The sequence below is a fragment of the Paenibacillus sp. 2KB_22 genome (assembly GCF_052115745.1).
In the GTDB taxonomy this organism is placed as follows: Bacteria; Bacillota; Bacilli; order Paenibacillales; family Paenibacillaceae; genus Paenibacillus.
Map to the genome: position 1 here is coordinate 88262 of NZ_JBFRHG010000001.1, position 24355 is coordinate 112616.

Here is a 24355-nt window from a genome sequence, read left to right on the forward strand (position 1 = left end):
TCTGAACTAAACGTATATGTATCTATTCGGCAAATGGGAGTGCACGACAACGTAGGTTAATATCCCCTTTCGCTCTCCCTAAAAAGCAAGTAAATAGCTCAGTTAAGTCATTCCGCTGTTTGTGATGGGCTTGATGTCAGTATAATAAAAAATTTTCTCCTTTAAGATATTTCCTAAAATAGTTCTGAATAACTGATGGGAAATTTTCCGCTAAGGATGATTGTTCATTTGAATTTAGAGAGTGGAATGCAAAAGTCCTAATTATTGACCAAATAAAAAATGCTTCTAATAATTCGAAATAATTCTCTTGTAGTTGATTTACTTTGCTATACGATGAAATAAATACTTTCCTATTCTCAGATGAAAGGTGCATAAATGTTTCAGCCATATCAAATAAATAAAAGCCATAGCCACAATTTGAAAAATCTATAGGTCGAGGAATATCCTCATAAAAAACATAGTTACTCTCATGAAGATCAGAATGAATAATTCCCCAATTACTTGGCAAACGTTTATGACTTTGTATCACATTTGCTATTTTATGGGCTGACTCTTCCACATAAACAAACACTTCACTTGAGATAAGCTCTAAATTTATTAACTGTTTTAATTGATTAAGTGATGAATATAAATGATCAGAATTGTATATTGGTCTATTAAAGCCTTCAGGTGGAATCCACTGCATAGAATGTTTATGTAGAGCCGCCATTAAGAGAGCCAAATTTTCAGTTTCATTACTTGTTGGCTCTCTTTTAAGCACACTTCCATGAATCCAATGATGAATAGTCACCATGAATGTATTTTCGCTAAGATCAGTTGATATTTCAGTTACCAGATCACCTTGAACATTTCTGACAGGGGCAGGTACGACGAGATTTGTATCTTTAACCAAAGCTTCAAGCCAAATAAGCTCTGATGCGACATTCCCTTTTGAGTGAATGGAAATCGTTGAGATATGGATTTTGATAAGATACTTTTGATTATCATCGTTGGTCTGAACTTGAAATGTAACATTATCACTCATTCCGAGATACACAAGTTTTTTCCAAATGATTGGGTATTGATGTAAAGCTTCTTTCGCTACCTTCGCATAATCTTCCTCAGAAAACATAGTATCCACTCCAGTTAATGTGATTTTTACTTCACAATTCTACCAAGCAGACTTTATTTTCTGGTGATAAAAGTTGATTATAACTAAACTTTACTGCTCAGTAATCGAATAAAGCCGCTGATCCTGTTGATCGGCGGCTTTATTTGGTTTTATGAAACTATTGTTTCCCGTGCGTTAATGAACTGCCTTCCTAATTAAACCCACCTCGAGAATGGATAATTTGTCCGGTGATCCATTGGGAATCGTCGCTTGCCAGAAAAGCAATCAAACGGGATACATCTTCAGGAAGACCGATCCTCCCCATCGGAAATCCCGGTAGCAAGGCTTTTTTCACTTCTTCTGACATCCAACCCGTATCGGTAGGACCGGGATCAACCGCATTCACAGTAATGTGAAAAGGAGCTAGTTCAGCAGATAGACATTCGGTAAAGGTGGAGACGGCGCCTTTCGTTGCGGCATAAGCGAGATTGCCAGGCATCGGCCCCTTACCCTGACCGGACGTAAGGTTGATGATCAGGCCGCCGTTAAGGGCCTGATGGCCGGCCAGTTCAACCTCCAGCATACGTGCAAATTCGGCCGATAGCATGAACGTACCTCGAATGTTCATGGCACAGTGCGCATCGATCAGTGATGCAGTCAATTGACGGAAATCAGCTGATACGCTGTACGTAGCGTTGTTGACGAGAATGGTCGGCAGCCCGACAGCCGACCGGCACGCATCAAGCACTCGCGCTGGAGAACTGGGATCGGTAAGATCGACCTCCATATGCGCTGCCTTAATGCCATAAGAGCGAAGTTCTTCAGCGAAGAGATCCGGCCAGTTCTTGTCGGCATCTCCCGGATTTTCTGTCTTATCGTAATCGTACAGATGGGTATAGAACACATTAGCGCCTTCGTGTGCCAACGTGCGGCAGACGGCAGTTCCGATCCCTCCAGGGCGGCTTGTGCCTGTCACGATAGCGGTTTTTCCATGTAGTTTGGTCATTTTATTTCCTCCGTTTAATAAGGGAGGGAGAAATCCATTTTTCATTGGAGATGGAATTATCCTAGGTATAACAAAAACGGATACATCAAGTATCCGCGCCCGGGTTTGATCAAACGGTTCCTCGCGTCCCTTGAATGATTGCAGATCGGCATCACAAACGAGGCGTGTGGTAATAACCAAAACACCAAGTCGAGCGATCCAGTTTAGATCATCATTACAAGGAAGTCCACATTGTCCAGCGAGTCCCCTTTCCTACATCTCCAGTTCAAATATTACGAGTTAGACCCAATTACTGTCAAGATAAATACATGGTAGGTGCCAAATATCGCAATTCTTATTGAACTAACCTGCCCGTTAGCTTAATGGAACAGATCAAATATTCTAATCGATATCGATACCATTTTCCCATTCTTTTCAACAATGGAATTAAGTTCTTGCCTTCAGAAAGTCAATTGTGCTCTTAGCTCGTTGCATAAGTTCTGTCATGATAATATTTGATTATTGTTGGATGTGACTCCATCCGCTTACATCACATTGTCCATAATCATTATCACCCACAGTAACTAACGTACCATCAGATTTCAGTCCGATTGTATGGGCACAGCCCGCCGAAACAGCTCTAATGTCGTGCCAGCCTCTTACATCGCATTGGTGATATTTATTGGAACCCACAGCAACCATCGTACCGTCAGACTTAAGACCAACGGTATGATAACTCCCCGCTGCAACTGCGACAATATCGCGCCAACCGCTTACGTCGCATTCACCTTCATTATTTCTCCCCGTAGCCACTACTGTGCCATCCGATCTAAGCCCAACAGTATGAAGATATCCGGCCGAAACAGCCAACATGTCGCCCCAGTCGTTTACGCTACATTGGTTATATTTATTGTTACCAACTGCTGTTACCGTTCCGTCTATTTTTAGACCGATTGTATGCCAGTCACCCGTCGTGACCGATACAATATCATGCCAGCTGCTTACGTTGCATTCCCCTTCATTATTTCGCCCCACCGCAACCACGGTGCCATCTGATTTAACCCCAACAGTCCGGCACCAACCTGCCGAAACGGTTACTATATCGCGCCATTCGCTTACATTGCATTGATCATGCTTATTCCAACCTGTAGCTATTACAGTACCATCAGATTTAAGACCAACGGTATGAGCATTACCAGTGTTTGTAGCCATATGGACATTACCAGCACCAACTGCGACGATATGGGACCAATCGCTTACCTCACATTGACCGTATTTATTATCACCCACGGCTATTACTGTTCCGTCAGATTTAAGAGCAACAGTATGACGACGACCTGCCGCTATGGTACAGTTACGAAACCGTTTCGTCTCAAACACCGCTTCCTTCCGTGAATTGTAGTCCATATCTTTCCTCCCCTCCACAAATTAAAATCCTCCGTTGTTCAACGGTAAGTCATAACGTTTAGCGTTCATATCTTTCACAGAAAACAATCTCAGGAGGACACCAATATATTACTCTTATTCAACGTTGTATTGTAATAATCCTGGCTGTCAAGCTAACGGAACCACGCCGTGCTAATCCAGGTATGTTGATACCACCCGTCTGAAAGATTCATCCTTGTTTCAGTCGCAATAATATGGATAAATGTGTCTATCCGCATATATCTACTTCGTGATTTCTCTCATTTTATATGGTTTATTATGCCAATCTCAAAATTTGAGACAAAAAATACCGACCCTTCAATTTCAAAGGTCGGTTTACCCAAATCGGGAGAAGAAAACAATGGTTATAGCTGTATTATATCCACCCTATGCCGTTATATACCGTATTCTGCTCTAACTCTATGTTTATCTTGGCATATCAGTAATATCAACGCTCATATGTTCAGTGAGCATTAAGGTCACATCCACTTTCACTTTGCTCCACAATAATGTCATTTTGTGAAGGTAACCTCTTACCGAATAATTTACTGTTAAACTCAGCTCGGATCTCTCCTCTTCAATGATTTTTATATGATGTTCCTTTAAACTTTGTTTTGATTTGTACATCTCTAAAGCAATTTTCTTTTGTGTACCGTCCAGGTAATCAATATACACCGATTTCATCTTAAAGTTTGAAGCGTATATTTTATGTTTATCTACCTCCAGAGCACCTAAAAGATACGGCATCTCTACCAGCCTCTTCACAAGTGCAAGTTCCTCAGAAGTTTGTCTCACCGTACACACCTCCTCCTTCTTCAAACTTTACAGTGACCAATTGATCAAAATCGACCCATTCAAATCCATTATCCATTTCAATTTTTATTTTTTTTCCAAAGGCACTGACTGAAGTGACGATCCCGTGTATATACCGATTGCCTGACTCATGAAATACTTCAAAGGTGGCTTGCAACGTATAGTTGAGGGACATATCTATATGCTGAGCAATAATTTCCCACTCATCTTCATGAATCAGTGGTTTCGCTTGAACATGAATTTGAGTACGATGCTGTATAATTCGTTCTTTATGTTGTGGAAGCATCATGCGGCTCGATTCCCATAATCCATTGGCCTCCAGTTTTTTGCTCATTTGTAATGCCCCCCAATTTTAGATGCTCTATCAATCGCTTGACCCGCAGCCGTAATGGAGCTCGCTCGAAGAATGGCAATGTCGCCATATCGATCCTTAATGTTGTCCATCACCTGATCAATGGCTCGTTTCTGCTCTTGATCATCAAAGAAAGATAGTTGATATGTATCCGCGTTGGATAATTGAGACAGGGATACGCCTACACGGCGCACAGGTTGCCCATCCCAATGTTGATGGAATATGCGTTTGGCTATCTTGCACACATCAACGGTTATGTTTGAAGGATCAGACAGTTTAACCTGCCTGTGAAAACCCGTTGGGTGATCAAAATCTGCTCCCGATACACTCACAGATATGACACTACCCATCAACCCCTTTTTACGGGCTCTTCTGCACACTTCTGTACAGATATCGAGAATAACCACTTCGATCTCCCATGCTTCGGTGAAATCTCTAGGCAGGGTCATTCCGTTTCCGATATCCTTTTGTGTACTGTGTGTGTTGACGGTTACCGGCGAATTGTCGAGTCCATTGGCGACTCTCCAGATGACTTCTCCATTAACACCCCACTTGCTTCTTAATTTAGAAAGAGGCGTATTCGCTAGGTCTTTAATGGTTCGGATACCCATCTTCCACAGATGTTTTTCCATTCTTGATCCAATTCCCCACATATCGCGGATAGGCTTATCTCCAATGTGAAGATGCAACTCTTCTTTCTTTAAGTGAAAAATGCCACCCTCCGCTTTTTTAGCAATCATATCGCAGCACAATTTACTGATAATTTTGTTTTCACCAATGCCCGCTCTGGCGTAAACCCCTGTTTCATTATAGATTTTGTCTTGAATTTGTTTGGCTAAATCGATTGGATCATTACCAAATAGATGCATAGACCCTGTAAAATCAGCGAATAATTCGTCTATACTGTATGGCTCAACCAGATCGGTGAATTCCTCAATAATGGACATGATTTGGGTGGATACTTCGATGTATTCTTGCATGTGAGGTTTTACAATGATCAGTTCAGGGCACTTCTGAAGAGACTGCCAGAGTGGTTCTGCGGTAGATACCCCCTTAGCTTTGGCTAATGGACAAGCGGCAAGAATAATGCCAGAACGTCTTGCTGGATCGCCTGCAACGGCGAGAGGTCTATTTTTGTATTGGGGCATTTTTGCCTTTTCGACTGAAGCATAAAAACTCTGCATATCAATGAGCATGATGGTTCGCTGCTTAGTCCACACTGAAATCACTCCTGTACATTTAAGAACGTATGTTTGTATATATTATAAACCGAACACGTGTTCTTTATGCAAGAGGTAAATATTTATATTTGGCATAGGACCAAGTGAAGGATTCAGATCATACTAGGTTACGCCCGCAAAAAAAAGTCGCTAAATTAGCGACTTCAACGGGAACATTCTTATCCTTTATGAAATTTCCAGATGCAATAGCGGGAACGGATTACCAGAACCATCGAATTCGGAGCGTCCGATCTGTACAAACCCAGCAGATTTGTTAACTATAATACGGCGACAATCGGCCTCATATCGAACCGTAGCCATAAGATCGATAGCGGATTGAACATCGGTAATTAATTTTTCATCACTCGTAACGTAAGCAATAGATACTCCATTTTCGTTTATTTTTCTAATATTCATGTCTTCTTTTCCCTCATTCCTTATATTGAAGAACCCAATATCTTGATCCAGGTTCACCTTCTTCTACGATAGCCCTCCAGCCTTGCTTTTTATAAAATGTGAGTGCTTTATGATTATCAGAGACACATTTTAATGTGACAGGCGTTCCCAGTTCGGCCACGGATTGCTGGAGTAACTGCTTTCCCACCCCTTTGCCGGCAGCACTCGGGTGCACAAACAAATTATGAATAAAGCGGTCGGGTACATATAGTGACGCAAATCCAAGTACTTGATCGTTTTCCTCTGCCAAAAGAATCTGTTCTTCCGATGTATCCCGGTCAAAATCTTCTAGGCTCATCTCATCGGCATTGGCCCAGTGAAAGCTCTCCCGCCGGGAATCCAAATAAATATGTCTCAATTGTGGATAGTCTGCAATACGGGCTTCTCTAATGATCATCCGATGATCAATCCCCCATTCCTCTGTTTCATCAATGTCGTTGTTACCTGGAGCCGACCTTTACCATTTGTTTGGCCTGCACACGACCTGCCTGTAACAAGTCATCACTGAACTTCGCATCACTAACTGCCCGTGCCAGTGCAACGGTACCTACCATACTGCTTACTAACGCATAACCTTCAGCGGTATTCATCCCAGCCATAGTTGTAATAAACGCGATAAAACGTTGCAACTCCTGCGTGTAAGCTTGTCGAATATCCTCCGATAGTTGGGAAATCTCTCCCGATAAAGCTGGTAAGATACAACCGACTTCCGTCTGATCTCGATGCAGGGAGCTTAAATAAAAATCAATGACGGCTTCAATCGACGTCTGATCTTCGTTTTTGTTTTTGTCTGCAATTCTCTGCAGCATTTCAATGGTGTCACTAATGGCGAAATGACAGGTCTCCATCACAAGCTGATCTTTATTTTCAAAATGGGAGTAAAATCCCCCATGTGTCAGTCCAGCACCTTTCATAATATGTGGAAGACTAATATTCCGCACGCCGTGGGTTCGGAATGCTTTGGCCGCGCTGGTAATAATATGGTTCCGAACTTTGAGTTTGTGCCCTTTCGGATAAGGCATCCTGCTTCCTCCCCTTTGTAAAGGTCTGTATTTAATGTTTTTTAAAATATTATAGTTATCATATTATTTAATGTCAATTCATACTATCAGCATCTTCAGCAACGGGAGAGCGACTACAAATGGAGTATTGACTCCTTTAAAATATGATGACTATAATATATTACGATCATCATATTTTAAATTTGGAGGTACCAATCATGAATTCATTAGAAGTCGTAGATACTCTGGTCATTGGATCAGGACCTGGCGGTTATGTGGCTGCTTTACGTTCGTCACAACTAGGCATGAAAACAGCCATTGTAGAGCGCCAACAGATCGGAGGTGTCTGTACGCATGTAGGCTGTATTCCTTCCAAAGCGCTCATTGCTGAAGCGGAGCGTCTTCATTTACGCAGACAATGGGGAGCTGTTGACGGTGCTTCTTCTTTTCAGGAGGCTCAGGTGTTCAAGCAAGCTGTGGTGGATAAGCAGTCTGGAGGGGTTCGGTTTTTACTTAAAACGGAGGGTGTGACTGTTATCGAAGGAGAAGCAAGCTTGATTGATGCACATACCGCTGAAATATATCACACTGAACAGAATGTGCGTAGAATAGGCTTCAAGCATCTCATCCTGGCAACTGGTTCCCGTCCGATTGAAATAAGCTCTCTTCCTTACGGCGGACGGATTCTCTCTTCCACTGAGGCGCTATCGCTGCCCGACATTCCGGAGCGTCTCGTTGTGGTTGGCGGCGGTTATATTGGCGTGGAACTGGGTCAGATGTTTGCGAGATTTGGAACTGAAGTTACGATGCTGGAGGGGGGTGAACAGATTTTGCCCGGATTCGAAGCAGAGCTTGTTGCACCTGTCGTTCGTCAACTGAAAAAGGACGGGATAACCATCTTAACCGAAGCTAAGGTTACAGGGGCAGACCAATATACGAGTCACATCGATCTCCACTATATGCGTCAGAATGAACACTATGTTGTTCAAGCTGAATATGCATTAATTACGGTGGGCAGGAAACCGAACACAGATGGAACCTTGGGTCTTGAACATATAGGTCTGTCCCCTACTCCACAAGGCTTGATCGAGATTGACCAACAGTGCAGAACATCCATCCCGCATATCTATGCCATTGGAGATATTGTTCAAGGCCCTGCTTTGGCTCATAAAGCTTCCTATGAAGCAAAAATTGCAGCAGAAGCTATCGCGGGCAAACCCTCTGTCATCGACTACAAAGCTATTCCGCTCGTTGTGTTTTCTCACCCGGAGATTGCGAGCGTTGGTCTTAGCGAAACGGCGTGTAAGCAAAAATCAATTCCTGTTGTCGTTGGCAAATCTGTATTCTCTATTAACGGCCGTGCACTGGCTCTGAAGGAAACCGAAGGATATGTCAAAATTGTTGCTCACGCTGAGTCTGGCCTTGTATTGGGTGCACAGATTGTCGGGGTTGAAGCATCTACTCTTATATCTGAGCTTTCCCTTGCGATTGAAATGGGAGCAACAGTAGAAGATATAACCATGACCATTCATCCGCATCCAACGCTAGGCGAAATCATCATGGAGGCCGCAGAACAGGCCCATCAGAGAATGGAACAAAGGAAACCGGATGTTGTTTGATTACGCTTGGAAAATTGTATATCAACCAACTCATATCATAAAGAGAGTAATAAGATAGGGAGAGATCATCTTGAAGTCTAAATGGAGTTTGTATATCGTCATAACTTTGATCATTATTTTGGCAGGCGGTTTGTTGATCGCGAAAGGTACAGACGCCGTGAGTCAGGCTGAAAGTAAAAAGCAGGGAATATTGAATACTGAACCTAACACTGAAGGATTTTATGTTGATCTGTATATTCCGGAATCGCAGATTAACCAGATTCAGGCAGATCAAAAGGTAAACGTTCGTTTTCCATATCTGGAGAATCTTCTTGTAAAGGAAGGTGTGGTTACGTCGATCGCCCCCTCTCCTCAATTCGCCAATCTGCGTATGACGCGGGAAAAAGGCCAAGCAGATCTAAGTATGTTTCTGATCCGGATCTCTATTCCAACAAGTACAGATTTGCTTCCGGGAATGACTGCGGAGGTGCAGCTTGATGAAATCACTGGCTGATGAATGGAAGCACATACGCGGGAGTAAGTGGATCATTATTATTTTTGCTGCCCCTCTAATTGCCGCTGTATTTTTTGGACTTATGTTCTCCCAAAATCAGTTGAGCGAAACACCGGTTGTGGTTGTGGATGAGGATCACTCTTCCTATTCAAGGCAACTCATTGAAGAAATCAATGCTTCTCAATATATGAAAGTCACGAATGTGTTTCCCAATCGCCTCTCTCCGGATACGCTGCTGGCGAACGAGAAGGCAGTGGCAGTCATTTTCTTGCCGGACGGATTAGAGCAACGTAAAGACAAGGGACTGCCCTCAAGTATCGGGATATGGATGGACAATACGATGCCTTCTAGCCTCAGTGGTATCCGTCCTGCAATTCAAGAAATAATAACAACCGAAAATATGACGCTTGCTGTATCACGTCTTACTCAAACCGGCATGGACATCGAATCAGCAAAAGCTCTGGTGTCCCCGCTATCTCAAGTGCAGCGCATGTTATATAATCCGAATTCAAGTTATATCGGTACCATGGTGATTGGATTTGTAAATATCATCATACTGATGCTCACGACGGGTGCGGCTGGCGCGATCGCTCCCCGCCTTCGGCAAGAGGGTAAGCTTTTGTCTGCTGGGACTTCTCCCTTCCTGCTATGGATTCGGGCCTTGCCTTATGTAATATTAAGCACCTGCTCTTCCCTGCTCAGTTATGGGATGTTAAAACAAGTGGGAAATATGCGATTCGAAGCGGCACCGTATATCTTTATCGTTCCTTTATTGCTGTATTCGATGGCATTATGTTTGCTCGCGATGTTGCTTGGTTATTCTGTTCGAAATGTGTCTAGGGTTGGTGCCAGGATGAGCTTGATCCTATATCCATCATTCCTATTAACAGGTATTCAACTGACGCCGCTTGCATTTCCAACATTTTTTCAAGTTACGGCATGGGCTATGCCTATGAATTGGCTGAATCGTATGATTCGTGGAATGGCCTTTAGACACGGTGAGTTGACTTTTTATAGCGTAGAGCTAGGAGCTTGTATACTGATTATTGGTTTGGCTTCATTAGGTATAGGATTATTCCTGCGAAGAGAATCACAGGTGCCAACGTCAACACTTGAAGCAAAAGCAGTTTAGAATGGACAATCGCCGTAAGCCTGTGAGAATGATAGGCTGCGGCGATTTATGCTAGAATCATAACCAGAGAAATGATGCCACCTTCACCTGCAAGCGAACATTACACAGAAAAAGTGAGGTTTATGATATGAAGAAATCAAACGAAGTATATTGCTTTTCCGAGCGTCTTGTTATTCGAAAGTTCGATTTGCAGGATGTACATTCGTTCTATCAATACCGGGCTAATCCAGATGTTTCCCGTTTTCAATCCTGGGAAAACTATACGCTCCAAGAAGCTGAAACATTTATCAGCAAACAAATAGTACATTCCCCTAACCAGCCAGGGACCTGGTTCCAATACGCAATTGCCCTAACGGAGTCGGATCAACTAATCGGCGATTGTGCCATTCATACACGTGCAGATGAACCTCAGATTGTCGAGCTCGGATTCACTCTTGCACCTGAGTTTCAAGGCAAAGGATACATGAATGAGGCACTTTGTGCCCTGATGGACTATGTATTTGGCGCTCTAAATAAACATAAGATGATTGCTTTTGCCAATGTAAGTAACACAAAATCGATTCAAGTGCTAGAGCGATTGGGCATGAGACGTGAAGGACACCTGCTCGAAAATTACATGTCCAAAGGCTTCTGGATAGATGAGTTTCAATATGCAATGCTGCAATCGGAGTGGTTGAACAAACAACAATAAAGCTAGAGATGATCGTTCTTTTTCTACAGGAGGAAATGATATGTTGAAGGAAAAGTATGCCACAGAGAACGGCTCTATTTTTCGAAAGCTGGCACTCGGTCTAGTTTTGATGTTTATGCTGATCGTACTGATCTTCTGGTGGATCTATCGATTAAATGTGGAAGATATTCAACGAGAGTTGGAAAAGAATAAATTGAGCGAAGTGCGATTCATGTCATCCCAGCTATCGAATCAATTTGAACAGGTATTAATGAATACGCTAACATTATCAGAGGATCAATCCGTCAGAGGTTATACATATGTTCTTCATTACGGAAATGATTTTGCTAAATACAAGGCCAAGCTGGAGCTCATTGAGAAGCTGGCTTTGAACAGTGCTTCCACCTCATGGAACAATACCATTATTTTATATTATCCGGATCAAAAGGACACGGTATCTTCTGATCCCCAGTTTTCGTTCCGATCATTCTCCATGTCCAAAGATCCGCTCGATCAATGGATACTACATATGAACAAGGATGGCACAGGTTATTATTCACATCTCACCAAGGGACATCGAGGGCCGATGTATATCGAGATCAGGATCTCATTAGACGTATTGCAGAAAATGATGTCTGATTAACAGGAATTGGAAATTCTCCAATCCGATCCAAGAAGACTTGGCAAACCCGAGCCAGGGCTTGTAATCCTGAAAAGCAATGACCAATCCGCCCATCGGTATGTACGCAAATATGAACGTCAAGATAACTGCTGGCAATAACATCAGATCCAGTGCCAGCGTTCGCCTGGAGCCTTTATTGCGTCTGGTACGCCGGGGACTCGGACGAATCACATCGACTTGGGTGGGTGTGTTGGCTTTTGCATTACTCATTCGTGTGCTCCCCCTCTTCTCTATTGGTTTCAGAGACATCAGCCAAGATTCTGTATGATCTCTGTAGGTTCAAGTATAGATTGGCTCCATCCAAGTCAACATGATAAAACCATAGCTTCGATAACAAATTGTTAATTATGACTTGTCGTTTACACGAAAAGAACCCCCATACCTATGGATGGTTCTCTCCACAAGTACGAGGGTTCTGACTTTACAGTGATAACTAACGAGGAATTAATGTTTGTCTTTTCCTACAAAAGAGAGAATGCCATACTGGGACGTGTTTCTCCAACTTTCATTCGTTGTATCATTCCACTTCGCTACGTTTTGCTTGCCCTCGCCCTGGTTATCATTAATTTGAAGATCGAAACCGATCACATCTCCTGCTTTGGGCGTCAGGGACTGCAACTTGATTCTGGCTTCGACCAGATATCCTTTTTTGGTTTTCTTCACTGCACTTGCTAACCGTCCAGGCGAGGCGCTGCCTGCGAAGGTCCCCACGTTGTCTGCGCTGACTCTGAATTGGGCGTCATCATATTGAAAATACGGTGTTCGCTGGTGATTTTCGTCCAGGAAAATCTCAACCGAGTCCTGATCCCATGGGTTAATACTATCCGTAATGATGTTTGGGTCTGTAACGTCGATCAGCAGATACAGATACTCACCTGACCACATCGCACGAGCCACAGCCTCAGCGCCTGCATCATCATTCAACCGTTTTACTTCAAAAGGAACGGCCTTATTCCACACAGCTTCTTTATTTCCGTCAATCTGAATATGAGCTTGCACAGCTTCTACAGATTTTGGCATAGGGTCAAGTTGAATCACTCCGTATTTGCTGGTATCTTTCTCTTGGGATTGTGTCCGGTCATTCCAATACAGTGCTTGATTCGGTTGCTCTCCACCTGCACTGCCGTCCGTCACACGGATATCGAAGCCGATTTCGGAGCCGGAATCCACCTTTACACGACTCCAAGGAATGGACAATTCTACCTGATACCCGCCTTTCGTTTCTCTTACACGAGATGAACGCACGTCCTTACCCTGATATTTGCCCGTACGTGTAATCACAATATGTCGGTCATCTTCTTCGTAGGAGGAGGTCTTGCCATTATTAAAATCAACAAAGATGTCTACGCGGTCATTCCCATCGACTTTTGCATCTTGTACATCGACTAGAAGATAGAGGTTTTTTGGGTCCCATAAGGTACGGAAGCTGGCTGTACCGGATGATTCTCCCTTCAATGGTGTAGATACGGCTTTATTCCATAGTGGGTCATGAAGCGTTTTTTTGTTATCGGGTTTACCCGAAAGCGAGATGGCTCTCTGTGTCAAAACGGGTAAGCTGGCCTCATCTACAAGTCCCCAGTAAGCTTTTTTGGCTTTCAGTTCTGAATCAAACAACATCGCCTGGTTGTTGTAAGACTTCTCATCCTGAAGTCCCCATAGGGTTACGGAAGAGATCTGATCTTTATGTTTTTGATACAGATCCATTAATTCCTTGTAGCGATAAGCCTGTTGTACAGCAACTTCAACGGGCATCTCTTCACCAAACGGGATTCCGCTATCCACATCCAGTTCCGTGATCTGAATATCCAGTCCAAGTCCAGCGAACAGGTTGATGGTTTTCTCAATTTCTTCTACGGGCGGGGAAGCCAGATTATAGTGGGACTGCAAGCCCACACCATCGATCAGTCCCTTTTCTTTCAGTCGTTTGACCAACTGATACATATGCTCTCTTTTCTCAGGGACTTCTGTGAAGTATTCGTTATAATATAGTTTGGCATCCGGATCGGCTGCACGAGCGAATTCATAGGTTTTTTCTATATAATCCGGTCCGATGAGTTCATAAAAAGGGCTTTTACGTAAACCACTGGCATCACCATTACTATCGGCAATCGCCTCATTTACCACATCCCAGGCATCAATTTTCCCTTTATATCGGGTCATGACGGTTTCAACGTAATCCTTAATCCGGGCAAGTAATAACTCCCGGCTTGCAGGCTTGCCCTGAGCATCTTTCAGCATCCATTCTGCAGCATCAATATGCCACAGCAGCGCATGACCGCGTACACCCATATGATGTTCCTCGGCGAACTTCACATATTGATCGGCAGCCTCGAATTCATATACTCCTTCGGAGGGCGACATGTATCTCGGTTTCATTTCATAGGTTGCAGTCAGGCTGTTAAAGTGTTTCGACAGCAGTTGTCCATATGCGCCATCCAGCTGCCAGCGATATGCCGCTGCACCAATGGGAAAATCATCTTTGTACAAATCTTTCAGAGATAAAATATCTTCTTCAATCTTCGGTTGCTCGGATGGAACAAAGGATACATCATCCACATAGAACGATAACGTATCTACGCTATCCTCAGAGATGTAAGGCGTTTCAATGAATAGTTTCAGCTCAGCAGGGTCATCGCTGTACTGGAATGTTCCAGTGACCTTATGCCAAGTATTCCATTGCGCTTTAGCGATCTCCACGCTGCCGATCGAATTCCAGCTTTCGGCATTCGTTTTTTTATACGCGGTGAACTGCAACGTTTGATCGGTAGCTGGCTCTTGTGTAAGCTTGACATATGCTGTAATTACATATAATTGATTACGCTGAAGCAGCTCTTTCATTGAGAACATGGGTCCATGATAGGAGCGTTCACGGTTGGCAACCAACATGCTTGACTTCCCTTCATGTGCTTCCTTTTGTGTTACTGTGAGGTTTTCCGTACCAATCCGCGCAGTCCATCCCTGAAGTGTACCATCTTCAAAATTGGTGCTGAACTGTCCTGCTTCGGTACCCGGGACTCCATTGTCTGCGTGTGAAACATTTGCAAATGGAAGGGTGGTTAAAACGAGAAGTAAAACTAAAAAACCAATATTCCATTGACGTAATTGTTTCATGTGATCCTCCTTTTCGTCAGTTATCCAATTTCTAGATGATTTAACAAACATCCAGATAAATGGATTATATTTCTTTTGTTATCGCTTACATATAACAAAAATCGAATAATGATAACAAAATGTTATCATCTGCTATGTAGAGCGTCATAAATTATGCTGCATCAGGGATATCTCCTCCAGCTTCAAGAACTACGGGTGATCCAACGAAGAGCCTTTTGGGTTTTGCACGAGGTTAGCCAGCTTGGTTGTAAATTCTTCGACCATGTTAGAAAGCGGTTCATCTGTTCGTGTGATTCTTCCTAAGATGGCTTTCTCAGAGCTGAATTGTTGCAAAGGAACTGTTACTAATTGTTCACGATAGGTGGAAGACAACGCATTTAATATAAAATCTGGAGCAATCGTTATAGCATTGCCGTAAACAATCATTTGGCACAATGCATCCATATTATTCGTGATCAAGGCGATACGGTTGGTAAGATTAGCGGACATTAATGTGAGAGCGATATTTTCAATATGTTCATCTTTGTATAGGACAAATACTTCGTTGTGCAAGTCTTCAGGCGAGATTGTTTTGAAAAAGCGTAATGACGAACGGTTGTTCATGATCAACACTGCGTTGCCTTCAACGATAGGAACCCATTCGAACAAGTTGTCGCGTTGGCTTTTATTATATGAGAGTAATCCCATGTGCGCATAACCCTCTTGAACATGTTTCATCACCGTTAGTGTATCTCCTTCGATCATCTGAACTTTGAGTGTTGGATATGTATTCATCAGTTCCAACATGGTCTGCACCACTTGAGGAACAAAACCAGGAATGGTGGAGATCGTGATGTACTCTAAGGATTCGTCCTTGAAACTGAGCAATGCACTCTGCATGTGTTCAATATTTTTGAGGACGGCTGCCGCATGCTGCAGAATAAGCTCTCCTTCTGCTGTTGGTACGACTCCTTTTTTGGTACGGTAAAAAATAACGGTATCCATCTCTTCTTCCAATTGTTTAATGGACTGACTGATCGTTGGCACCGTAAGATGATGCACGCTCGCCGCCTTCGTGAATGAACCCCACTGTGCAGCAGATAATAAATATTGCAACTGTGAAATATTCATTTCATCCCTCTTATCCTTAAAATAATATTTATGATACTAAATTATATTTAAATATATTTTATCATTGTATTCAAGTATTCTTTATATAGGAGGTCGATATGATGCGGAGTATACGAAGTTTCTTAGTCGAATTGTTGCTGAGAATGACCAAAAAGAAGCTTGATGTGAATGAGTTTATGGAGGAACGCGGAAAGAGTAACAGCATGCCCTATGAAATACCTGCCAAACTTAAGCAGAAGTATAATATTACCAAAGAAGACAGTCTCCCGGTAGACACGTATATATTGAAATCCAAATCTCGTTCGGGCGAACGAGTTGTTCTGTATTTGCCTGGTGGAGGATATGTTGAACAACCACTAACATGGCACTGGCATTTTTTACACAACTTAACGGAGCAACTACATTGCACGGTGTATGCGCCAATCTACCCGAAAGCACCGAATTATCAGTATATGGATGCAATTGAGAGTGTTCTTAGGGTATATGAGCATGTATTAAAAATAACTGAACCGGAAAATATCGTCATTATGGGCGATTCTGCTGGCGGTGGTCTTTCATTGGCTTTTGCGCAATATTTATTAGAACAAGGATTGCCACAGCCCAAGGACATTATTCTGCTGTCTCCATGGCTTGATATTACATTAAGCAACCCTGAAGTAATCGCCATGATCGATAAAGAGCCGATGTTGAACTGGAACATGCTGGTTGAGTCTGGGAAAAGGTATGCAGGCGAAACCCCACGCTCACACTACTTGCTCAGTCCGATTCATGGGGAAATTAAAAATTTGGGTAAAATTTCACTGTTTATAGGAACACATGAATTATTCCTTCCGGATGCCCGAAAATTTAAAGAAAAAGCTATCCGGCAATCGGTTGATATCAACTATTTCGAGTATCCCAAAATGAATCATGTCTTCCCCGTTTTTCCTATACCCGAAGCCAAAAAGGCACTGAAACAGATTGTGGATATTATCAGAAGTGTAGATAAGTAGGAGCGATCGCGTTAGAAGTGAAGTGTAGATATCAAAAAATCAGCGCAAGAAAAGAGCAAGCCATCTTTTGGATGACTTGCTCTTTTTCTTCATTGTAGGTACCCTCATCAGGACATTGCCGAAGAGGAGTCTTCAAGTTATTAGTACTGGTTCGATTGTCCGCCATCAATAGGAATGACAGCACCATTAATAAATTCAGATTCGCCAGATAGCAGGAAGGCAACAAGACGGCCTACTTCTTCAGGTTTACCAAAGCGTCTTTTAGGGTTTACGCTAACAAATTCTTTGCCAGCTTCTTCCCATCCTTCTTCGCCACCAATTTGTTTAAGGGAACCGACGACCATTGCAGTCATAATCGCCCCTGGAGCGATAGCATTGATGCTCAGGTTATATTGTCCGTACTCGATTGCTGCGTTTTTCGTCATACCCGATACAGCGTGTTTGCTTGCGACATACGCCGCCTGATTCAGAACTCCGCGAATTCCGCCAACCGATGCGACATTGACAATCGAACCGGATTGTTGCTCTTTCATCACTGGAAGAACGTATTTCATGCCATAAAAGACACCTTTAAGGTTAATGTCAATGACTTTGTCAAACACTTTGCTGTTATATTCAGCTGTAGGGGCCTGAGTACCTTCGATCCCCGCATTGTTGTAGAAACCATCGATGCGGCCGAACTTCTGAACCGTATCATCGACATATTTTTGAACAGCTTGCTCATCAGATACATCAGCAGTAAGCAGAAGAACTTCTGTCTCAGGTGCAACTTCGAGAATCAATTTCTTAGTCTCTTCAAGTGCAGGTTGATTAAGGTCAACGAGAGAAAGCTTGGCACCATCTTTTGCGATTTCAAGTGCCGCTGCTTGTCCAAGACCTGAGCCTGCCCCAGTAATTAAAACAACCTTTGATCCAAACCGTTTACTCATGATCAATACTCCTTTATTAGTAAATTAACGAAACGTTTTATAACCTTATATTCACCCAAGTAAGCAAAAATAAACACTATGTGGTACCTTATAGCTTATCTTGGCTAGTGATCTGATTAGAGTTGCTTGAATAAAAATTGTTTAGTACCTTGCTTCGTTGACAAAAAGAATTGCAATTGTTAGCATAACCTGAGGTTACAGAGACAGGAGGTTATCCCTATTCAACCCCGAGAACGCCAAGAGAATGAGCGTAGCGAGCTGCGAGAAAAACGTCGTTTAAGCATCATTGAGGCTGCCATTTCTATTTTCACACAGCAAGGATTCGAAAAGGCCACCATGCAGGAAATTGCCAAGGCTGCGAGCCTTGGCGTAGCTACTGTTTTCCGCTATTTTCCCAAGAAAGAACATTTGATTGTTGCCGTTGCTTCATATATTGTTCAGTCCGAAGTGATTATCTTTGAAAAGATTGTGCATGGAGAAGGAACCTGTTACGAGAAATTAAACGAAATATTCGATGCCCTGATCTTCTTTCAGCAAGCAGAGCATCAACAAAACTCCAAGTTGATTGAAGCCTTTGAATGTTACGTGGCGCTTTCGAAAGAGCCTGTAGAGCATATGGAATTGTATCAAACCGAATATAATAAAATCATTGGACTTTTTACCGAATTGGCAGCGTTGGGAGAACAAGATCATTCTGTCCGTGCCGGTTCAAATTCCGTCAACATTCTACTTACAATGATGAATGTATTCGGAACATTTTCCAAGAAAATGTCCATGCTAGAAGGTATCGATGCATTCAACACTCGTGTAGACCCATCCGAGCAATTCAACTTACTTAAATCTCTTTTTCTAGAGTCTTTGAAACCATGACTTCAATTCATATGAACGCTGCAAACTGATTCATAACATCCAACGGAGAAGGCGCTGCAGTTTTGGGCAGCCCTCATCCTCTACTTTTTACTTCTCGTACGTTTTTCTCCTTAATAGTTTGATCAAAACCACTGGTAGCTTGATGATTTTTTCTCATAACCGATTCGCCTTCTACATCGATGTTAGGCAACAAGCGATCAAGCCATGCAGGGATATACCAGGCACTTTTTCCAAGAAGGGTCATTATAGCCGGCACAAGTGTCATACGCACGATGAAAGCATCGACAAGTATGCCAAATGCCAGGGCTAATCCCATGGATTTGATAATGGTATCTTCGGCAAAAATAAAGCTGGCGAACACGGCAATCATAATTAAGCCTGCAGCAGTAACGACGGGTCCACTATGGATTATCCCGCTTTTTACCGATTGACGTGCATCTCCAGTCTGAGTGAAGTCTTCACGCATCCGGCTGACAAGGAACACCTCGTAGTCCATGGCAAGTCCAAACAGAATTCCAGTGACGAGAATGGGAAGGAAACTAAGCACCGGCCCAGGCTCAGGGATACCGAACATATTGGCCAGATAACCATCTTGAATGACCCAGACAATAAAGCCGAGTGTTGAACCCAATGTAAACAGAAAACCAAGTACAGCCTTGATCGGTACAAGCAAAGATCGGAAAACGAGCATAAGCAGTACAAAAGCAAGACCAACAATCAATAAAGCGAACTTAGGTAATGCCTGTTGCAATTTCTCGGAAATATCAATGTTAACCGCAGTTCCACCCGTAACCATAATCTCGACCTGTTTATTGTTTTGTTGTTCGGCTTTTTCACGTATAGTCTCCACAAGTTCAGTCGTTCGAATATCGTGCGGGCCTGTCTTGGGTAACACTGTAATGATGGCTGCATTTCCCGATGGACTCGGTATTGCGGGTGTTGCACTAGAGACATTCGGCAGATCGTTGATGTAAGCTGTCGCTTGAGCGATTGCTGCTTGAGGATCGTCACTATGATTAGCTTTGGCGACAATCACGAGTGGGCCATTGAACCCTTCACCGAATCCCTCAGCCATGAGATCATATCCACGACGCTCTGTCGTTTCAGTCGATTTCAGGCCATTGTCGGGCAAGCCAAGTTGCATATGCAGAAAAGGCAAGGTACACATCGTTAAGACGGCAATACATAGAATGGCAGTAAGCCAAGGCTTTCTTGTGACAACTCGACTCCATGCGTTTTCGCTTGTTTTCTCTTTTTTGCTCCCGGACCATTTTCTCAGCCAACGATTTTCGCGGGATGGACTAATACGGTCTCCTGCTGCAGCCAATATGGCAGGTACGAGAATGATCGCAATGAGGACAGCTACAAATACGCTAATAGCAGCCGCAAGTCCCATCATCGTAATGAAGGGAATTTGTACGACGGATAACCCCACTAGCGCGATAATTACAGTCAGTCCTGCAAATACAACTGAGCCTCCTGCTGTTGCGTTAGCCTGAGCGATCGCTGTTTCTCTGTCATATCCTTCTGCCAACTGCTGACGGTATCGTGACATGATAAATAGTGCATAATCAATACCGACTGCTAAGGCAAGCATGACTGCTAACGTAATGGAGAATGATGACATTGATACGAAATTAGAACCAATAATTACAGTCATCAGTCCAATTCCGAGACCTATAACCGCTGTAAGTATGGGTAGTCCTGCTGCTAGAAACGAAGTAAACGTAAATGCTAGAATCATGAAGGCAATCAGGATACCAATGACTTCAGATATGCCCCCAACTTCTATTTCAGAAAAGGCAACACTGCCTCCTATCTCTGTTTGAATCCCTTCCTTACCGAGCCACTCTGCAATGTTCAACACATGCTCTTTCGAGTGCTCATCCACTTCACTGGCAGGTTTAGAATACGTAATGTCCGCATAACCAATCTTTTTATCCGCACTTAGAGTCATTGACTCAAATGGGCTAGCTACAGATTTGACTGATAAATCCGTCTTTACATCTTTCAGGGCTTGCCGAATGTAATTTTTGTTTGCCTCGGAAGTCAATGAATCATTTTTCGCTTTGAAAATGAGCCTGATCTGACCACCGTCATCTGATGATGGAAACTCTGAGTTTAGTACTTTCGCTGCCTGATCCGACTTCGTTCCTGGTATAGTCATTTCACCCGTAAACGAAGTACCCATACCAAGTCCTAAAGATGCAAGTACAATAAGAAGTGTTAGTCCCATTGTAATGACCATTTTCCGTTTTCTCGTTGACCAAACTCCGAGACGATATAACCATTTTGCCATAACTTATTTCTTCCCCTTTCACTTCCACAAAAATCCAAGAGCTATCTAAGGAAATGCTCTGTACCCTCATGTTAACGAAATAAAACCAAAAAAAAATCGTACGAAAGGGCAAGCCTTTCATGTACGATGGGGCATTGAAGGGATAGGTCATAACGGCATATCATTTTTTATCTTTGATTACGAAAGGGTGCCTTACAAGATTATAGGATTACAAATGTAAGATCCCCTTCTCGACAGCTACTGCAACAGCTTCTGATCGCGAATTCACTCCAAGTTTGTTGTAAATGTTGGTGAGGTATGCTTTTACTGTTCTCTCGGCAATACCCATATCAAAAGCAATATCTCTGCTGCGCAAACCACGAGCCACCGCTTGTAAAACGAGTAACTCTCTCTCACTAATCAGGGTTGACTCCTTGTCAATTAATAGTTGTGGCTGTGTTTTGGGTTCTTGAGCAGACTTCGTATGAAACGCAAAGACTCTTGACGTTATTTCAGGTTGAAGCAGTGTTTCTCCACGAATGGCAGAATCCAACGTTCGAAATAATTGTTCTCGGCTCGTATCCTTGAGCAAGTACCCTTTGGCTCCAAGGGAAAGCCCCTCGATCATCAAGTCATCTTCGTTGTATGTCGTTAGAATAATGACGGGTATACGAATGTGTTGCTCGTTCATACGTTTCAAGGTATCCAAACCACTGAGTCCCCCGGGCATATTCAAATCCAGGAGAATGACATCAGGCTGTTTGTCTAACATAATTCGGATAGCTTCTTCTCCTTCCTCAGCCTCTCCTACAATTAGATAGTTTTCACTGGTCTCCAATATTAATTTAAGTCCTTCACGCACCACCCAATGATCATCGACGATGAGTATGTTATATTTCATTCAGATTTCTCCTTTTTCAAGTGGAACACGAAACAAAATAGTCGTTCCTTGTTTTCCGCTTTCAATCTCAATGTTGCCACCTATCAACCTGGCCCGTTCATTCATCCCGATCAAGCCATAGTGCCCGGATTGTTTTCCGATTCGGTCTACGCTAAAGCCCCTTCCGTTATCTCGTATAATAAGATGGAAATCTTCTTTCTCCATGGTCATGTGAATGGTTACGCTCGTTGCCTGAGCATGCCTGGCTATGTTCATTAGCGATTCACTTAAAATGTGCAATACGTGTTCCATTCCTACTTTGGATATGAAACTCGGAGCATTCCCGTCCAAAACGACTTTAATTCCGGTCGCCTGCTGGAAACGTAGCGTCTGTTCCTGAATTGCCTCTCCAAAGGTAATAGCCGGTGTGGCCTTGGTTCGAAGGTCATCAATGGCTTTGCGTGCATCAGCCAATGTTTGGCGTGCTTGTCCCATTGAACTGCGGATAATCTCGTGGGCGCGCGGAAAACTCCCTCGATTCATGTGCTCATCGACGGCCTCAAGCTGCATTATAATACCGGCGAGTCCTTGAGCCAATGTATCATGCAGATCTCTAGCCATACGTTGTCGCTCGCTTGTTAGCGTCAATTCCTCTACTTTTTGATGAGCCTTCTCCAGCTCATGCAGAAACGTTAATGTTCTAACACGGGCATTGACCTGACGATAGAAAAGCACCGCATAGGATACCACGACAACGATCATCATTAACAGTAATAGAATTAACAAGGCAACATCCGTACCAGATCGGGTAAACAGGGTTACCGTGCAGAATAATAAATATAATACAAACGCAACTAGCACGATTTTTGCCGTTTCATAATAAATGGCAAAGGTTTGTCCAATCAACACCGGAATTAAACCGATCAACACAGCAGGCATTCCATCTGGCATTAACATGGCACTGCCGTAAATTAACCCTGCTTGAAGAAGTATATAGAGCAATTTGGATCGTTGTATAATTTTGTTTACTTCCCAGTACAACATGGTATGAATTAACATTGCAGTTACAAAGAAAATGCTGGGTACTAATATAGGGGCTGACATCGTTTGCAGGATCAAAGTAGCGATGGCAACAAGCCAAAGCCAGATGATTATGGGAATACGTGAAGACGCAATCGGGTCCGTTTCTTCATTTATTCCGGACGGATTTGCCTTCTTCCGTACTATTTTCATGGGATCACCTCTTGTATAAGTCATTATAGTCCAAATCACGACCAAAAAGATGTACGATCGTGCATGCCCTTTCGTACATCCCTTTTTGTAATGAAAATCGTCCACAAGTTAGACTTATGGACGATAACTTTGAAGAATTATGTGAAACTTGCCAAAAGGGTTCTCCCTCCGGACAGTTCCTATATTTATAGCATTTCAGAAGGTGAACTTGAACCAATGATTAGAGTGTGATGCCACCATCTGCGAGGATGATTGATCCGGTCATGTAACTGGAATAATCAGATGCAAGAAACGCAACGATCTGGGCGAGTTCTTCAGGCTCTGCATAACGCCCGATCCGCATATTCGGAAACTCTTCAGGCACGTAACCGCTCTCCTGCAGCGATTGGGGAACCGCAGCCGTTAATGTTGTAGCTACCCCGCCTGGACAGATGGCATTGATACGAATACCTTTGCGTACATATTCAAGGGCTGCCGCTTTGGTCAAACCTGCAACGGCATGCTTGCTAGCGGTGTATGCAGCCAGACTGTGTTCAGCACGAATAGCCGTAGTGGACGCCGTATTAATGATATGCCCGTATCCCTGTTTATCCATAACCTGCAAGGCATATTTCATGCCTAAAAAGATCCCTTTCACATTCACATCCATAATCCGTGTAAATTCTTCCTCGGAGATATCCTGGAAACGTTGGAATTTCTGGAGTATGCCCGCGTTATTGAATGCCACGTCAATTTTTCCATAGGCTTCTACTGCTTTTTGAATATAGTTTTGAACATCGCTCTCTTTGGATACGTCAGCCTGTACAAAAGTAGCTTCGCCGCCATTTTCGCGAATCAGTGCTAACGTTTCTTCCCCTGTCTGCTCATTGAAATCAACGAGTACAAGCTTCGCTCCGCGAGATCCCATCATCACCGCGCTGGCTCTTCCGATTCCACTGCCAGCTCCCGTAACAACGATCACTTTACCTTCCAGAGAAATACCTTCTTTATTTCCTGTCGGTGCACCAATTTCTT

The 24355-nt window shown here is 43.2% G+C and carries 24 protein-coding genes; 7 read left to right on the top strand and 17 right to left on the bottom strand.

Annotation, left to right across the window (positions count from 1 at the left end; genetic code table 11):
• Positions 1 to 136 precede the first annotated feature (136 nt).
• From AB4111_RS00350 to AB4111_RS00390, 9 genes are all read right to left on the bottom strand, one after another.
• On the bottom strand, positions 137 to 1111 hold the full coding sequence (locus AB4111_RS00350; RefSeq protein ID WP_442029466.1) for a phosphotransferase enzyme family protein: 975 nt from the start codon (positions 1109 to 1111) through the stop codon (positions 137 to 139).
• Positions 1112 to 1301: 190 nt separating this feature from the next.
• Positions 1302 to 2096 carry an SDR family oxidoreductase gene (locus tag AB4111_RS00355; RefSeq protein ID WP_442029468.1) on the bottom strand — a complete coding sequence of 265 codons (795 nt, stop codon included), beginning with the start codon at positions 2094 to 2096 and terminating at the stop codon, positions 1302 to 1304.
• 498 nt (positions 2097 to 2594) lie between these two features.
• Positions 2595 to 3482, bottom strand: a complete 888-nt coding sequence (locus tag AB4111_RS00360; protein WP_442029470.1) for an RCC1 domain-containing protein — start codon at positions 3480 to 3482, stop codon at positions 2595 to 2597.
• 444 nt (positions 3483 to 3926) lie between these two features.
• The gene (locus AB4111_RS00365; protein ID WP_253436372.1) at positions 3927 to 4295 is read right to left on the bottom strand and encodes a hypothetical protein; all 369 of its coding nucleotides are present in this window, start codon (positions 4293 to 4295) and stop codon (positions 3927 to 3929) included.
• Positions 4279 to 4647 (bottom strand): YolD-like family protein, encoded by a 369-nt coding sequence (locus AB4111_RS00370; protein WP_339255430.1) that lies wholly within the window; start codon positions 4645 to 4647, stop codon positions 4279 to 4281. The genes AB4111_RS00365 and AB4111_RS00370 overlap by 17 nt, the downstream gene beginning before the upstream one ends.
• Positions 4644 to 5861 (bottom strand): DNA polymerase IV, encoded by a 1218-nt coding sequence (locus AB4111_RS00375; RefSeq protein ID WP_442031543.1) that lies wholly within the window; start codon positions 5859 to 5861, stop codon positions 4644 to 4646. Before AB4111_RS00375 ends, AB4111_RS00370 begins: the two co-directional genes overlap by 4 nt.
• Positions 5862 to 6071: 210 nt before the next feature.
• On the bottom strand, positions 6072 to 6302 hold the full coding sequence (locus AB4111_RS00380) for a DUF4180 domain-containing protein (protein ID WP_442029473.1): 231 nt from the start codon (positions 6300 to 6302) through the stop codon (positions 6072 to 6074).
• Positions 6303 to 6315: 13 nt separating this feature from the next.
• On the bottom strand, positions 6316 to 6738 hold the full coding sequence (locus AB4111_RS00385) for a GNAT family N-acetyltransferase (protein WP_442029475.1): 423 nt from the start codon (positions 6736 to 6738) through the stop codon (positions 6316 to 6318).
• A 43-nt stretch (positions 6739 to 6781) separates the two neighbouring features.
• A complete protein-coding gene (locus AB4111_RS00390; protein ID WP_442029477.1) occupies positions 6782 to 7363 on the bottom strand; it encodes a TetR/AcrR family transcriptional regulator in 582 nt (193 codons plus the stop codon).
• Positions 7364 to 7560: 197 nt separating this feature from the next.
• Here AB4111_RS00390 and lpdA point away from each other — a divergent pair, with 197 nt between their 5' ends.
• From lpdA to AB4111_RS00415, 5 genes are all read left to right on the top strand, one after another.
• A complete protein-coding gene (gene lpdA, locus AB4111_RS00395) occupies positions 7561 to 8961 on the top strand; it encodes a dihydrolipoyl dehydrogenase (protein WP_442029479.1) in 1401 nt (466 codons plus the stop codon).
• A 70-nt stretch (positions 8962 to 9031) separates the two neighbouring features.
• A complete protein-coding gene (locus AB4111_RS00400; protein WP_442029481.1) occupies positions 9032 to 9454 on the top strand; it encodes a hypothetical protein in 423 nt (140 codons plus the stop codon).
• Complete coding sequence (locus AB4111_RS00405; RefSeq protein WP_442029483.1) at positions 9438 to 10586, top strand: ABC transporter permease; 1149 nt, start codon at positions 9438 to 9440, stop codon at positions 10584 to 10586. The genes AB4111_RS00400 and AB4111_RS00405 overlap by 17 nt, the downstream gene beginning before the upstream one ends.
• A gap of 127 nt (positions 10587 to 10713) precedes the next feature.
• Positions 10714 to 11277, top strand: a complete 564-nt coding sequence (locus tag AB4111_RS00410; RefSeq protein WP_442029485.1) for a GNAT family N-acetyltransferase — start codon at positions 10714 to 10716, stop codon at positions 11275 to 11277.
• A 40-nt stretch (positions 11278 to 11317) separates the two neighbouring features.
• Positions 11318 to 11899, top strand: a complete 582-nt coding sequence (locus AB4111_RS00415) for a hypothetical protein (RefSeq protein WP_442029487.1) — start codon at positions 11318 to 11320, stop codon at positions 11897 to 11899.
• Here AB4111_RS00415 and AB4111_RS00420 read toward each other — a convergent pair.
• From AB4111_RS00420 to AB4111_RS00430, 3 genes are all read right to left on the bottom strand, one after another.
• Positions 11867 to 12148, bottom strand: a complete 282-nt coding sequence (locus tag AB4111_RS00420) for a hypothetical protein (RefSeq protein WP_442029489.1) — start codon at positions 12146 to 12148, stop codon at positions 11867 to 11869. The two genes, AB4111_RS00415 and AB4111_RS00420, sit on opposite strands and share 33 nt — an antisense overlap.
• A 234-nt stretch (positions 12149 to 12382) precedes the next feature.
• A complete protein-coding gene (locus tag AB4111_RS00425; RefSeq protein WP_442029491.1) occupies positions 12383 to 15049 on the bottom strand; it encodes an endo-1,4-beta-xylanase in 2667 nt (888 codons plus the stop codon).
• A 189-nt stretch (positions 15050 to 15238) separates the two neighbouring features.
• The gene (locus AB4111_RS00430) at positions 15239 to 16159 is read right to left on the bottom strand and encodes a LysR family transcriptional regulator (RefSeq protein WP_442029493.1); all 921 of its coding nucleotides are present in this window, start codon (positions 16157 to 16159) and stop codon (positions 15239 to 15241) included.
• 98 nt (positions 16160 to 16257) lie between these two features.
• Between AB4111_RS00430 and AB4111_RS00435 the strand changes: the two genes are divergently transcribed.
• Positions 16258 to 17151 (top strand): alpha/beta hydrolase fold domain-containing protein, encoded by an 894-nt coding sequence (locus AB4111_RS00435; RefSeq protein WP_442029495.1) that lies wholly within the window; start codon positions 16258 to 16260, stop codon positions 17149 to 17151.
• A gap of 140 nt (positions 17152 to 17291) precedes the next feature.
• Here AB4111_RS00435 and AB4111_RS00440 read toward each other — a convergent pair whose 3' ends face one another.
• The gene (locus AB4111_RS00440) at positions 17292 to 18080 is read right to left on the bottom strand and encodes a glucose 1-dehydrogenase (RefSeq protein WP_442029497.1); all 789 of its coding nucleotides are present in this window, start codon (positions 18078 to 18080) and stop codon (positions 17292 to 17294) included.
• Between the two features lie 285 nt (positions 18081 to 18365).
• On the opposite strand from AB4111_RS00440, the gene AB4111_RS00445 reads away from it, so the two are divergent.
• Entirely contained in the window at positions 18366 to 18950 is a 585-nt protein-coding gene (locus AB4111_RS00445; RefSeq protein WP_442031544.1) for a TetR/AcrR family transcriptional regulator, read from the top strand.
• Between the two features lie 73 nt (positions 18951 to 19023).
• Here AB4111_RS00445 and AB4111_RS00450 read toward each other — a convergent pair whose 3' ends face one another.
• The 4 genes from AB4111_RS00450 to AB4111_RS00465 all read right to left on the bottom strand — a co-directional run bounded on the left by AB4111_RS00450 (position 19024) and on the right by AB4111_RS00465 (position 24320).
• Positions 19024 to 21249, bottom strand: coding sequence for an MMPL family transporter (locus AB4111_RS00450; protein ID WP_442029499.1), 2226 nt, complete (start codon positions 21247 to 21249; stop codon positions 19024 to 19026).
• A 208-nt stretch (positions 21250 to 21457) separates the two neighbouring features.
• Positions 21458 to 22129, bottom strand: coding sequence for a response regulator (locus tag AB4111_RS00455; RefSeq protein ID WP_253436325.1), 672 nt, complete (start codon positions 22127 to 22129; stop codon positions 21458 to 21460).
• A complete protein-coding gene (locus AB4111_RS00460) occupies positions 22130 to 23341 on the bottom strand; it encodes a sensor histidine kinase (RefSeq protein ID WP_442029501.1) in 1212 nt (403 codons plus the stop codon).
• A gap of 220 nt (positions 23342 to 23561) precedes the next feature.
• The gene (locus AB4111_RS00465) at positions 23562 to 24320 is read right to left on the bottom strand and encodes an SDR family NAD(P)-dependent oxidoreductase (protein ID WP_442031545.1); all 759 of its coding nucleotides are present in this window, start codon (positions 24318 to 24320) and stop codon (positions 23562 to 23564) included.
• Positions 24321 to 24355 lie beyond the last annotated feature (35 nt).